General features: G+C 69.5%; 13 protein-coding genes. 9 read left to right on the top strand and 4 right to left on the bottom strand.

The features are described 5' to 3' along the window. Positions 1-348: 348 nt before the first annotated feature. Positions 349-1,686, bottom strand: a complete 1,338-nt coding sequence (locus RPX00_RS30595) for an MFS transporter (protein WP_406630584.1) — start codon at positions 1,684-1,686, stop codon at positions 349-351. Between the two features lie 97 nt (positions 1,687-1,783). Here RPX00_RS30595 and RPX00_RS30590 point away from each other — a divergent pair, with 97 nt between their 5' ends. The 8 genes from RPX00_RS30590 to RPX00_RS30555 all read left to right on the top strand — a co-directional run bounded on the left by RPX00_RS30590 (position 1,784) and on the right by RPX00_RS30555 (position 9,088). After that, positions 1,784-2,269 (top strand): MarR family winged helix-turn-helix transcriptional regulator, encoded by a 486-nt coding sequence (locus tag RPX00_RS30590; protein ID WP_406630582.1) that lies wholly within the window; start codon positions 1,784-1,786, stop codon positions 2,267-2,269. Between the two features lie 61 nt (positions 2,270-2,330). Beyond that, positions 2,331-3,251 (top strand): hydroxymethylglutaryl-CoA lyase, encoded by a 921-nt coding sequence (locus RPX00_RS30585; RefSeq protein ID WP_406630580.1) that lies wholly within the window; start codon positions 2,331-2,333, stop codon positions 3,249-3,251. A gap of 19 nt (positions 3,252-3,270) precedes the next feature. Continuing rightward, on the top strand, positions 3,271-3,987 hold the full coding sequence (locus RPX00_RS30580) for an enoyl-CoA hydratase/isomerase family protein (protein WP_406630578.1): 717 nt from the start codon (positions 3,271-3,273) through the stop codon (positions 3,985-3,987). Further along, entirely contained in the window at positions 3,984-5,174 is a 1,191-nt protein-coding gene (locus RPX00_RS30575; RefSeq protein ID WP_406630576.1) for a CaiB/BaiF CoA transferase family protein, read from the top strand. The genes RPX00_RS30580 and RPX00_RS30575 overlap by 4 nt, the downstream gene beginning before the upstream one ends. Further along, the gene (locus RPX00_RS30570) at positions 5,174-5,914 is read left to right on the top strand and encodes an enoyl-CoA hydratase/isomerase family protein (RefSeq protein WP_406630574.1); all 741 of its coding nucleotides are present in this window, start codon (positions 5,174-5,176) and stop codon (positions 5,912-5,914) included. The genes RPX00_RS30575 and RPX00_RS30570 overlap by 1 nt, the downstream gene beginning before the upstream one ends. Next, positions 5,911-7,488 carry an AMP-binding protein gene (locus RPX00_RS30565; protein ID WP_406630572.1) on the top strand — a complete coding sequence of 526 codons (1,578 nt, stop codon included), beginning with the start codon at positions 5,911-5,913 and terminating at the stop codon, positions 7,486-7,488. The genes RPX00_RS30570 and RPX00_RS30565 overlap by 4 nt, the downstream gene beginning before the upstream one ends. Next, a complete protein-coding gene (locus RPX00_RS30560; protein WP_406630570.1) occupies positions 7,485-8,450 on the top strand; it encodes an NAD(P)H-dependent flavin oxidoreductase in 966 nt (321 codons plus the stop codon). The genes RPX00_RS30565 and RPX00_RS30560 overlap by 4 nt, the downstream gene beginning before the upstream one ends. 53 nt (positions 8,451-8,503) lie before the next feature. Beyond that, entirely contained in the window at positions 8,504-9,088 is a 585-nt protein-coding gene (locus RPX00_RS30555) for an SMI1/KNR4 family protein (RefSeq protein WP_406630568.1), read from the top strand. A 205-nt stretch (positions 9,089-9,293) separates the two neighbouring features. On the opposite strand, the gene RPX00_RS30550 is transcribed toward RPX00_RS30555, so the two are convergent. Then, positions 9,294-9,938, bottom strand: a complete 645-nt coding sequence (locus RPX00_RS30550) for a VC0807 family protein (protein WP_406630566.1) — start codon at positions 9,936-9,938, stop codon at positions 9,294-9,296. A gap of 46 nt (positions 9,939-9,984) precedes the next feature. Here RPX00_RS30550 and RPX00_RS30545 point away from each other — a divergent pair, with 46 nt between their 5' ends. Then, complete coding sequence (locus RPX00_RS30545) at positions 9,985-10,551, top strand: PadR family transcriptional regulator (RefSeq protein WP_406630564.1); 567 nt, start codon at positions 9,985-9,987, stop codon at positions 10,549-10,551. Here the strand turns inward: RPX00_RS30545 and RPX00_RS30540 are convergent, their stop codons facing one another. Together RPX00_RS30540 and RPX00_RS30535 are read right to left on the bottom strand one after the other, a co-directional pair. Beyond that, positions 10,552-11,436: an SDR family oxidoreductase gene (locus RPX00_RS30540; protein ID WP_406630562.1), complete on the bottom strand. Its 885-nt coding sequence runs from the start codon at positions 11,434-11,436 to the stop codon at positions 10,552-10,554. Between the two features lie 31 nt (positions 11,437-11,467). Next, on the bottom strand, positions 11,468-13,102 hold the full coding sequence (locus RPX00_RS30535) for an AMP-binding protein (protein WP_406630559.1): 1,635 nt from the start codon (positions 13,100-13,102) through the stop codon (positions 11,468-11,470). Positions 13,103-13,189 lie beyond the last annotated feature (87 nt).

Genomic DNA, 13,189 nt, shown 5'->3' with positions numbered 1-13,189 from the left:
TCTACTCCGGGGTTCCTGTGAGAGCGATGAGAGAGGAGGTCGGCCGGAGGGAACCCCGCACGACCGCTGGCGGCGATGCCGGGAGCGGCAAGCGGCGTGGCCTTATCCGGCCGACCGTCCATACAGGACACCAACGCCGCCGAAATGCCCGATTGGCACCCACGTGACCATCTCCGATGGTCCGTGAAGGGGCCCTTGAGGGTTCAGACGCCACCCGTCCACAAAGGACGCTAATCCTGGCGATATGCGCGGTTTATACCCTTATTACCGTTTCCGCCAGTCCGCGAGGGGCCCCTGAAGGAATCTGATTCCCTCAAGGAGCCCTTCACGGACGACAAGAGCGAAGGGTCAGCGGCGCCGTTCGCGAAGATCCCCCGGCCGGACCCCGACCAGCAGCACCACCACCGCGAGCAGGATGATCCCCGCACTGATCTGCAGCCCCAGCGACAGGCTCCCGGTCGACGACTCGATGAACCCCAGCAACGACGGCGAAGCGGCGGCGGCGAACGAGCCCATCGACGTCACCACCGCGATCCCGGTGGCCGCCGCGCGGTCGGTCAGATAGATCGACGGGATCGAGTAGAACACCGTCAGCCCGGAGTAGTGCGCGGCCGCCATCACCGCGAGCAGCAGGATGATCACCACGACGTTGCCGCCGGACACCGAGATCGCCAGCATCGCGAACGCCGCCACGATCCAGCTCGTCGCCGCGTGCCAGCGCCGCTCCAGGGTGCGGTCGGAATGCCTGCCGACCAGCAGCATCACCACGATGCCGAGCAGCGGCGGGATCGCCGAGAAGAACCCGAGGTTCAGGACGTTCCCGACGCCGGCGTTGGCGATGATCCGCGGCGTCCAGTACGAGACGGCGTTCGCCAGCGTGTACGCACCGCACGCGCAAAGGCCGAGAATCCACACCTTCGGGTCACGAAGGGCGAGCAGCAGTCCGTTGTGCGAAGAGGACGCCGCGCCCTTGTCACGCCGATCCGCCTCGAGGTCCGCGCGCACGGCCGCCTTCTGCTCCGGCGTGAGCCACTTCGCCTGTTCCGGACCGTCGGTGACGAAGAGCAGCACGAGACCGGCCAGCAGGATCGGCGGGAGCCCCTCGATCAGGAACAGCCACTGCCAGTCCGCGAGCCCGCCGACGCCGCCGAGCGAGTGCATGATCCAGCCGGACATCACCGAGCCGAGCGCGCCGGACACCGGGATGCCGATGAAGAACACGGCCGTCATCCGCGTCCGCCGCGACGACGGGAACCACAGCGACAGCAGGTACAGCGCGCCGGGGAAGAACCCGGCCTCGGCGACACCGAGCAGGAAACGCGCAGCGTAGAACATGATTTCGTTGTGCACGAACATGGTCACCACGGTCATCACGCCCCAGGTGGCCATGATCCGGGCGAGCGTCTTGCGCGCGCCGATGCGGGCGAGCAGCGCGTTGCTCGGGACCTCGAAGAGGATGAAGCCGACGAAGAACAGCGTGACGCCGAGCCCGTACACCGCGGGTCCGAAGCCGAGATCCCGTTTCAGGCCCTGCTGCGCGATGCCGATGTTGGTGCGGTCGATGTAGCTGACGACGTAACACAGCACCAGCAGCGGCATGACGCGGCGGGCGATCGTGCGATAGGTCGCTTTGCGGTCGACAGCGGCGGTTGCCGGAGCGCCGGTGACAGCGGATGGTTCGGCCACGGCTGAGACTCCTTCGTCCGGATCGGGCGAGTGGCAGTCTCCGCATCAAGTGTTGAGTTTGTCAACACCGGACGGGTAACGGCTACGATGTCCGGCCATGGCCGAACGCGCAGACGGACACGAACTGGTCCCCATTTCCGGGCTGCTGTCCTACCGGCTCTCGCGCACGTCGTCGGCGATGTCGCGCAGCGCCGCGGTGCGCTACCGCCGCGACTTCGGCGTGAGCCTCGGCGAATGGCGCGCGATCGCGCTCATCGCGGCCGACCCGACGCTCACGCTCAACCGGCTCGCCCGCCGCGCCGGACTGGACAAAGCGCAGATGAGCCGGGTGGTCAGCCGCCTGACCGAGCGCGGGCTGGTGAACCGGACGGCCGGGTCCGGGCGCACGTCGCAGCTGGCGCTGACCGCCGAGGGCACCCGGGTCTACCGCGGCCTGATCACCGCCGCCAACGAGCGCGACGCGGACTTCCTCGCCACCCTCACCGCCGAGGAGGCGCGGGTGCTGGACCGCGCGCTGGACAAGCTCGCCGAGCACGCGCTGGCCGTCGAGGAGAGTGAGCGGGCTCACCCAGCCGCCGAGTAGTGTTGACTTTATCAACACCCTCGCGTACTCCTGGAACCACCGACGAGGAGGTGGGCCCAGGATGTCCGACGCCGTCACGATCTGCGAGTGCTTCGCCCGCGACGGGCTGCAGCACGAGCCGGAGCCCGTGCCGACCGCGACGAAGATCGCGCTGCTGAACTCCTTCGCGCGCACCGGTTTCCGCCGGATCGAGGCGACCAGTTACAGCCATCCCGCGCGGGTGCCCGGGTTCTCCGACGCGTCCGAGGTGCTCGCCGGGATCGACCGGCGCCCCGGCGTGGCGTTCAAGGCGACCTGCCCGAACCCGCGCGCGGTCGAACGCGCGCTCGCCGACCTCGAAGCCGGGCACGGCGCCGAGGAACTGAGCCTGCTGGTGTCGGCCACCGAAGCGCACACCGAACGGAACCTGCGCACCACGCGCGCCGGGCAGTGGGAGCGCGTGACCGAGATGGTCAAGCTCGCCGACGGACGGTTTCGCCTGGTCGGCGTGGTGTCGGTGGCGTTCGGCTGTCCGTTCGAGGGCAAGGTCGACCCGGGCCGGGTGGCCGAGGACGTCGCACGGTTCGCCGAACTCGGCGCGAGCCTGGTGACTTTGGGCGACACCACCGGCGTCGCGACCCCGGGCTCGGTGCGCGCGCTGTACGCCCGGCTGTCCCGCGAGCACCCGGGCCTGCCGCTGGTCGCGCACCTGCACAACACGCGCGGCACCGGGATCGCCAACGCGGTCGCCGCTTTGGACGCCGGGTGCCGGCATTTCGATTCCGCGATGGGCGGCGTCGGCGGGCATCCGGCGAAGATCGGCTACGGCGCCGGGCTCACCGGCAATGTGTGCACAGAGGACTTGGCCAGCCTGTTCGCCGCGATGGGCGTGGACACCGGCCTCGATCTCGACCAGCTCGCCGCGGCGTCCGCGGCCTGCGAAGAAGCGCTCGGCCGCCCGCTGCACAGCATGGTCGCCCGCGCCGGCTTCGCGTCTGTCTGAACTTTTGGGGAGAAAACCAGTGCTGCTGACCGAAAATCACGACGCCGTCCGCGTCCTCACGCTGAACCGGCCGGACAAGCTCAACGCCCTCGACACCGCGCTCACCCGCGCCCTCGACACCGCTTTGGCCGAAGCCGGGCGGGACCCCAGCGTCCGCGCCGTCGTGCTGACCGGCGCGGGACGGGGGTTCTGCGCGGGGGCCGATTTGAATGAGTTCTCGTCGCTCACTCCGGACCAGCCGGAAGCCGTCCTCGAGCGCGCCGCGCTCACCGCCCGGCTCCAGACGCGCATGCAGCAGCTGCCGGTCCCGGTCGTCAGCGCGGTGCGCGGGGCGGCCGTCGGCGGCGGCGCCGGGCTGGCGATCGGGGCGGACCTGGTGGTCGCCGGGTCGGACCTGAAGTTCGGCTACCCCGAGCTGAAGCATTCGATCGTCCCCGCGCTGGTGATGACCGGGCTGGTCCGGCACCTGGGCCGCAAGCTCGCGTTCGAACTGGTCAGCACCGGCCGGCTGCTCACCGCCGCGGAGGCTTCGGCGTACGGGCTGGTGAACCAGGTGGTCGAGCCCGCCGAGATCGTGCCCGCCGCGCTCGCCATCGCGCAGCGCTGGGCCTCGGTCGAGCCGCGCGCGCTCGCCGCCGCGAAGGACCTCTTCTACCGCGTCGCGGACCTGCCGACGGACGCCGCGATGCGCGCCGGCCAGGACGTCAACGCCCTGATGCGCGGGTTCCGCTCGTGACCGGGCCGCTCGCCGGGGTCACCGTGCTGGACCTGTCCCGGGTCCTCGCCGCGCCGCTGGCCACCCAGATCCTCGCCGAACTCGGCGCGACCGTCATCAAGATCGAACGCCCCGGTTCCGGCGACGAGACCCGCGGCTTCGAGCCCCGGCTGCCGCACGGCGAAAGCGCGTACTTCTTCGCCTTCAACCGCGGCAAGCGATCGGTCACTGTGGACTTGAAGGACCCGCGCGGCCGCGACGTCGTCCGGAAACTGGCCGCGCGCGCGGACGTCGTCGTGGAGAACTTCCTGCCCGGCACGCTCGACCGGCTCGGCCTCGGCTACGCCGAGCTGTCCGCGGCGAACCCCGGCCTCGTGCTGGTGTCCGCGACCGGCTTCGGCCAGACCGGGCCGGACGCGCACCGCAAGGGCTACGACACGGTCTTCCAGGCGCTGTCCGGCGTGATGGCGATGACCGGCGATCCCGCTGGTCCGCCCGCGAAAACCGGGGTGCCGGTGGCGGACCTGACGTCCGGGCTGTGGGTGGTGATCGCCGCGCTGACCGGGCTCGCCGGGCGCGCGTCCGACGGCCGCGGCCGGCATCTCGACGTGGCCATGATGGACGTCCAGCTCAGCCTGCACGCCCTCAACGCCGCCCGGCTGTTCGCGCTCGGCGAGGACCCCGTCCGCACCGGGACCGAACATCCCGGCCGGGTGCCGTCGGCAGCGTTCCAGGCCGGGGACGGCGAATGGCTGCACATCAGCGGCAGCGACCAGCACTGGGGCCCGCTGTGCACGGTGCTCGGACTGTCCGCTTTGGGCGCGGACCCTTCGCTGCAGCACAACGCGGGCCGCGTCGAACACCGTGAGCGCGTGATGAAGGCGCTGCGCGGCGCGATCGCCCAGCACGACCGGGACCAGCTGGTCAAGGAACTGCAGGCCGCCGAGGTTCCCGCTGGCGCGGTGCGTTCGGTCCGCGAGGCGCTGGCCGATCCGCACGCGGTGGCGCGCGGGGTCGTCGGCGAGTTCACGCATCCCGTCGAAGGCTCGTTCCCAGCGCTGCGCACGCCGTTGCGCGAGACTGCCGGTGACGCGCCCGCGCCGGGAACACCGCCGGTGCTGGGCGCGGACACCGACGCCGTGCTGCGCGAACTGGCGGGACTGTCGGACAGCGAGATCGAGGGCCTGCGGGCCGCGGGAGTGCTCTGATGAACGAACGCGTGACGCTGGACGTCACCGAAGGGATCGCCCGCGTCGAGCTGGCCCGGCCGTCGGCGCGCAATGCCGTGGATCTCGCGATGTGCCACGCGTTGAAGGAAGCCTTTGACGCCGTTGATGTCTCGGACGCCCGGGTGGTGCTGCTCAGCGGTGCCGGACCGGTCTTCTGCGCCGGTGCGGATCTGAAGGAACGGACCGGCAAGGACGCCGCTTGGGTCCGCCGGCGCCGTGTCGCGTCCTTCGCGGCCTATGCGGCGATCGAGGCCTGCCGCTGTCCCGTTGTCGCGCTGGTGCACGGCACCGTGGTCGGCTCCGGCGGGGAGATCACGCTGGCCGCCGATTTCGCTCTCGCCGCTTCGGACACCGTTTTCCGCTTCCCTGAACCGCATTGGGGCACCGTCGGTGCGACGCAGCGGCTTCAGCGAGCCATTGGCAAACGCCGCGCGAAGGAACTGTTATTCACTAACACGCCGCTGTCCGCTGCGGACGCCGCCGCGCTCGGCCTGGTCAACCGCGTCGTGCCCGACCTGGCCGCCGCCGGCACCGAGGTGGCCACCGCCATCGCCGCCGCCCCGCCCGGTGCGATCGCCCTGACCAAACGCGCCGTCGACCTGGGTTCGGAAACCGACCTGGACCGCGGCATCCGGATCGAAATGTCCGCCATCGAACAGAATCTCGCCGACGGCAGCTGGCGCGACGGCGTCGCCCGGTTCACTGGAGAGGCCCGATGACCGACCTGCGCACCGCCTGCCCGCTCACCGTCCAGGACGCCCTCGCCCGGGCCGCGCTCCTGGCTCCGGACGTCGAGGCCGTCGTCACCGCCGACGCGCGGATCACCTACCGGGAGCTGGATCTCGAGGTCTCTCGGGTACGCGCGGCGCTGACCGCCGCAGGCATCGGAAGGGGCTCCCGGGTCGGGCTGTGCCTGGGCAACACTCCCGAGTGGGTCACGCTGTTCCTTGCATTGGGTTCTCTCGGCGCACTGGTGGTGCCCGTGAACACGCGCTTCACTGCCGACGAAGTGCACTACACGCTCGCCCATGCCGGAGTGAGCACGTTGTTCGCCGCCGACCGGGTGTTGAACGTCGATTTCCCTGCGCTGTTCGCCTCCGCCGGCATCGAGCCCGGCTGCGCGACTTTGCCTTCTTTGAAGCGGATCATCGTCCTAGGCCAAGACAGCTGGACGGATTTCCTGGCTGCGGGTTCCGGAGTGTCCGCCGAACCGGTCGCTTCACCGGACGATCTCCTTCTCGTGCAATACACTTCCGGCACGACTTCGCGCCCCAAAGGCGTCCTCCTGACCCATCGCAGCATGTGCGCCGACGCCTTCTTTTCCGGAGCCCGCTTGGGTTTGCGCCCCGGGGACCGATTCCACTCGGCGCGCCCGTTCTTCCACGTCGCCGGAAGCACTCTGTCGGTTCTGTCGTCGCTGCAACACGCCACCACCTTGGTGACGATGCCGAAATTCGAACCAGCGGAAGCGTTGCGCCTGCTGGAAACCGAACGGTGCACGCACTTCTCCGGCAACGACACCATCGCCCTTCTCCTGCTCAACCACCCGGACCGTCCGCACCGCCGCCTTTCCCTGCGCGGGGCGTGGGTCGCCGCCTCCCCTACCGTCGTGCGCCGTGTCATCGACGAACTCGGCGCGCGCGAATGCGTTGCCGGATACGGGCTTTCCGAAGCCTCGCCCAACGTCGCCCAATCCGCCTGGTGGGAACCGGAAGAAATCCGCGCCTCGGGTGCGATGGCCCCCGAACCCGGGGTGGAAATCCGCATCCGCGCGCTGGACGACACCCGCGACTGCGCCCCCGGCGAACCCGGCTCGGTCCTGGTGCGCGGCTGGAATGTCATGCAAGGTTATCTGGACGATCCCGTCCGCACCGCCGAAACCATCGACGCCGACGGCTGGCTGTCCACCGGGGACGTCGGCCTGCTCGACGAGTCCGGCCGGTTCCATTTCACCGGACGCACCAAGGAAATCATCCGGGTCGGCGGGGAAAACGTCGCGCCCGCGGATGTCGAGGATGTCCTGCACCGTCATCCCGCCGTGCGACAGGCCGCGGTTGTCGGAGTCCCGGACGAGCGGTTGATCGAAGTGCCGTTCGCCTTTGTCGTGCTGGCTTCCCCGGACGTTTCGGAAGCCGATCTGCTTTCGTGGGCGAAAGAACGCTTGGCCGGGTTCAAGGTCCCGCGACATCTGCGCATTGTGGACGGCTTCGAGGAGATCGGCATGACCGCCAGCGCCAAAGTGCAGAAAACCCACCTGGCCCGCTATGCCCGCGCCTTGCTGGAGAACTCATGACGCGGCTGCGCACTTCTGTCACCGATTTGCTGGGCCTGGACCTGCCCATCATCCAAGCCGGAATGTCGTGGGCCTCGTCGTCCTCGGCTCTTCCCTTGGCCGTCAGCAATTCCGGCGGCCTGGGCGTCGTCGCCGCCGGCCCGATGCGTCTGCCCGACTTGACCCGGGTACTGGACGAAATGGCCGCTGGCACCGACCGTCCGTGGGCGGTGAACCTGCCCCTGTACCGGGCCGGCGCGGACGAGGTCATCGACCTGCTGCTCTCCCGCCGCCCACCGGTCCTGATCGCCTCCCAAGGCGGCCCGCGCCGGTACCTGGAACGGTTCCACGCCGTCGGAACGCGGTGTCTGCACGTCGTTGCCGGGGTCTCGCATGCGCTGAAAGCCGCTGACGCGGGAGTCGACGGGTTGGTGGTCGTCGGTGCCGAGGCTGGCGGACATCCGCCGCCCGGGATGGTCACCACACAGGTCCTGGTGCGCGCGGTGGTCTCGGCGGTGCCTTCAATCCCAGTGATCGCTTCGGGCGGGGTTGCCGACGGCGCCGGGTTGGCCGCGATGCTGGCCCTGGGCGCGGGGGCGGCTCAGTTCGGGACCCGGTTCCTGGCGAGTTCCGAGGCGACTGTGCACCGTTCTTACCAGGCAGCGGTGCTCGCCGCGGGTGTTGATGACACTCGAACAGTGGGGCGTGGTTTGGGTGTGATCCGTTCACTGTCGAACGATTTCACCACGCGGATGGCTGAGCTGGAGGAGTCCGGAGTTGAGGAGTCTTTGCGGCGCAAGGTTTTCCAGGCTTCGTCGTTGAAGGACGCCGCTTTGGACGGGGATGTCGTTTCGGGGAAGGTGGAGGCTGGCCAGTCGGCGGGACTGATCGCCGAGGTGCTTCCGGCGGCGGAGATCGTCTCGCGGATCACGGCGGAGTATGCGGCGGTGGTCAGCCGCCTGCCTCGACTCAACGACTCCTGATTGCTCTGTTCAGCGCAATCCGGCCGGTGGCCGAATTGCGATAGGATGCGCAGGTGAGGCACCCTGTCGAGGAAATCGTCGAAGTCACCGGGTGGACCGGCGGCGTCCGGCAGGGCCGGGAATGGGCCGACGTCGAGCGGGACATCGGCACGACGCTCCCGGCCGACTACAAGGAACTGTTCTCCCGGTTCCCGTCCGGCGCTTTCCGCGACTTGATCGTCGTGACCAACCCGGTCGACGCGCGCACGGACTACCCGCGGTTCATCGGGGAAGAAGTCTTCGGAATCCTGGAAATCCTGGCCGACGAAGAGCTGGAATACCTGGAGAACGCCGACTACCGGCTCTTCCCCGACCAGAGCGGGCTCTTGCCGTGGGGCCACGACGGACAAGGTGGCATGCTCTGCTGGATCACCGAACCGGCGGACCCGGACCGCTGGCGGGTCGCCTATTACGCCCAAGGCATGGATCACTGGCGCGAACACCCCGGGCCGATGACCGAGGTCATCCGGGAAGTCCTGACCTCAGCCGGCGACGACAACATCTTCGGCTGGACGCTCGGAGAACTGCCGCGCGTATTCCGGGTTCCGTCGATACACCTCGGAGACGGGCGATGGCTTCCCTCGCCCGAGTACCGATGACCGCACAGCGGCACTCGATCGACTATCTCGCCCGAGCTTCCGGCTGAACCGGCGGCATCCGGAAAGGCCGGGAATGGGCCAATGTCGAGCGAAAACTCGGCACCTCTCTTCCGGCCGACTACAAGGCGCTGCTTTCCCGTTTCCCCTCAGGTTCCTTCCGCGGCGCTGTCTTTCTCCGAGCATCACGGCGAAATACCACAGAGCGTCATGCCCCCGTCTCCGCCGACGCCAACCGCTCGATGATCCGCCGAGGCACCTGAATCAACACCCCGCTAGCCACGCCAAGCGCCCCGAGCATGCACAACGTCACCGTATTCGACAGATCCACCGCATCCGCCAGCCCCGCTTCCGAAGCGCTCACCAGGATCACCGCCCGAACCACCGCCGCAGCCAGCAAGATCGTCCCCGACACCGCGGTCAGCGCGCGCTGCCATCGCCGGTACTGCGGCACGGAACTCCACGCGTGCGCGAACGCCCGTTCCCGCGCCGGGTCGCCGAAGGTGGCTGCCGACGCGACGAAGACGTGTGTCAGCGGAGCCCGCCGGAACAGGGTGGCCAGGCAGAAAACCCCCGCGACCAGGACGTAAGCCGCCTCGCGCAAGGCGGCCACTCGCGGGTTTCGCGTCACCAGCGTCAAGGTGAGCGTCGTGGCCAACTCGACCAGGACCAGCAGCCCGACGAAATCGATCCGTCGCCGCCGGATCGTCGAGGCGACGGCCAGTGCCGCGACCACCAGCGCCGGCGTGGTCAACGACCAGAAGACGCCCGCACCGCACGCGCGCAGCACGTAGTAGCCCCCGACGGAGACCACGACCTCGAGCACCGACACGCCGAGACTCCGGCTCTCCATCGCACCCTCCCAACTTAGTCCGTTACAGACTAGTACGATACAGACTATGCCACCTCGCGGAAACCTGTCCCCCGTCGTCCTCGCGGTTCTCGCCCTGCTGGCCGAGGAGCCGAGGCACGCGTACGGGATGCAGCAGCTGATCAAGGAACGCGGCGTCGACCTGGTCGTGAACGTCCGCACCAGGTCCGGTTTGCACACCGCGCTGGAGCGGCTCGTCCGCGACGGTCTCGTCCGCGTGCACGCTGTAGAACGCGCGGAGCGACGGCCTGAGCGCACGGTTTACGAAATCACTCCGGGAGGGAGGCAAACACTGCTGACCGCGGTCCGATCCGGCATTTCAACCCCGGCCGCCGAATTCCCGCTCTTTCCGGCGGCAGTGTCATTCCTGCACCTGCTCACCCCGGAAGACGCACTGGCCCAATTGCGGCAACGGATCGAAGCACTGCAGGAAAGCCTCAACAGCACCGAAGCCGTACTCCGCGCCTCGCGCGACGCCTACGTCCCGCGGCTGTATCTGCTGGAGCACGAACACCGCACGACTGTCGTCACCGCGGAATTGACCTGGCTCCGCGAAGTATGCGCAGCTCTGGAAACCGGCGAACTCAGCTGGTAATCACCAGCTGTCCGGCTGCCGACCGTCCACATCGGTCACCCCGTACTCCCGCGCCAGCTCCGCCGAGGTCACCGACCGCTGATTCCACCGAGCCCGCAACGGATCCGCCGCCATCGCAGCCACCCCGCGCCCCACGTACCGAGGCGACTCCGATTCCGCGAACCCCGGCGGAGCCCCGTTCTCCAACGCCGAACGCCAGTTTTCCTCGCGTACTCCGTAAGCGTCCAGCATCATCTCCGAACGCAGCCAGCCCGGCGTCACCGCGACCGCCGTCGCACCGTGCGGCGCAAGCTCATGCCCCTGCGAAAAAGCGAGCCGATTCACCGAAGCCTTCGCCAGGTCGTAAAACACCGAAATCCGGTACAGCGAAGCATTGTGCGCCGAAGTCCCGTCCGTGACCTCGACGACCAACCCGCCGGGCTCGCGAATCACCAACGGCAGCAGGAAATGCGACGTCACGAGATGCGTTTCGACCCCAAGCCGGAGAATGCGCAGCCCGGCGTCGAGATCGTGCTCCCACACCGGCGTATTCCAGTCCGCCGGGCCGCCCTTGAGCCGTTCCGCGCCCCAAATGTCGTTGACCAGCACGTGCAGCCGCCCGTACTCGGACTGGACCAGCGCGGCCAGCCGCCGGACGTCCTCGTGGTCCAGATGGTCGGCGACGACCGGGACGCCGACGCCGCCGAGGCTGGTCACCAGCGCGGCGGTCTCCTCGATCGTCTCCGGCCGGTCGTAGTCCGAACGGCGGCGATCGGGGCCGGAGCTGCTGCGTCCGGTGCAGAGCACAGTCGCGCCGGCCTCGCCGAGCGCGGCGGCGATGCCCCGGCCCGCACCGCGGGTCGCCCCCGCGACGAGGGCGACCCGGCCGTGCAGATCAGGCGGCATCGGCCCAGTGTGGCACCGACCGCGGAAAACCTCAGCTCGAAAGCGAGACGGCGCTCAGCTCCCGGCCCCGCAACGCGAACCGCTGGATCTTCCCGCTCGGCGTCTTGGGCAGTTCCGCGACGAAGTGGATCCGGCGCGGGTAAACGTGCGCCGCCAGCCGGGTTTTCACCGTCTGCTGCAGCTCAGCGACCAGCTCGTCCGAACCGTCGACGCCGGGGTTCAGCACGACGTAAGCCACCACCAGCTCCCCGCGCAGTTCGTCCGGCGCGCCGATCACCGCGGCCTCGGCGACGGCTTCGTGCTGCGCCAGCGCGCTTTCCACCTCGAACGGGCCGATCCGGTAGCCCGCCATGAGGATGACGTCGTCGTCGCGGGAACCGAAGGTGAGGTAGCCGTCGCGGTCGCGCGCGGCGATGTCGCCGGTGTAGTACCAGCGGCCGTCGGCGCTGAAGCGTTCCGCGGTCCGCTCGGGCGCGTCGCGGTAACCGGAGAACGGCATCAGCGGGCTGGCCGGCACGTCGATCGCGACGCGCCCCGTCTCGCCGACGTCCGCGATCTCGTCGCTGCCCGCCTTCAGCACCTCGACCGCGAACCCGGGCAGCGGCCGTCCCATCGACCCGGTTTTGACCGGCGCGATCAGGTGCGGATGCCAGGCGTTGCCGACGACCATGCCGGTCTCGGTCTGGCCGTAGTGGTCGCGCACCGGGCAGCCGAGCGCCTCCTCGGCCCAGGTCACGACGTCCGGCGTCAGCGGCTCCCCGGCCGACGAGCAGTGCCGCAGCCGCAGCCCGGCCGGCACCGGCAAGCCCGAGCTGCGCAGCGCGCGATACACCGTGGGACCGGCGGTGAAGTTGGTGACGCCGAAGCGTTCGAGCACCTGCCAGGTCAGTTCCGGGCTGAACCCGGCGTGCAGCAGCAGGCTGCGCCGTCCGGTCGCGAGCGGGCCGAGCAACGCGAAGTACAGCCCGTACGCCCAGCCGGGGTCGGCGGCGTTCCAGAAGACGTCCTCGTCGGTCTGGTCGAGGCCGAACTGCTGGTAGGAGTGGATCCCGGCGAGCCCGCGCAGCGGCACCGGCACCGCCTTCGGGGTGCCGGTCGTGCCGGAGGTGAAGATCTCGACCAGCGTCCCGTCGCCGCCGACCGCGACCGGGTCGGGCAGCGGATGCGGCTCGTCGAGCAGCGCCTCGAACGACAGGTCGCCGCCGGATGCCTCGCCGGTCGTCACGATGATCCGCGACGGGTCGGCGGGCAGGTCTTCACTGGGGTCGAGCTTGGCGCGCTGGCCAGCGTCGACCACCACCACGCGCGTCCCGTTCCCGACGATCCGCTGCGCGATGGCCGGCGGCGCGAACGCGGTGAACAACGGCACATGGACCGCGCCGAGCCGCCAGATCGCGAGCAGTGCGGTGACCAGTTCGGCGGACTTGCCCATCAACGTCGCGACCCGGTCGCCAGGGCGCACCCCGTGCGCGGCGAGCGCGGCGGCGAAACGGGCGGAAGCGGCCTCGAGCTGGCCGTAGGTGAGGTCGCGGCTGCTGAGATCGGCCTCCACGAGAGTGAACGCGACCGCGTCGGCGGGGTGGCGTCCGCACAGCAAACGGGTCGCGTCCGCGTCCGGCGCGGCGTAGGTCTGCAGCAGGTCGAAGGTGGTCCGCTCAGGGCTCACAGCGTGCTCCACGGTCGTCGTTGGCCGGTGTCGGCGGTACTATCTCCGCACGTCAGCAGGCCCACTACCCCCGAAAAGGGGTGACGC

Origin of the sequence: Amycolatopsis sp. WGS_07, assembly GCF_045278895.1 — a bacterium.
Taxonomy (GTDB): Bacteria; Actinomycetota; Actinomycetes; order Mycobacteriales; family Pseudonocardiaceae; genus Amycolatopsis.
This window is presented reverse-complemented; position numbering and strand designations above follow the sequence as displayed.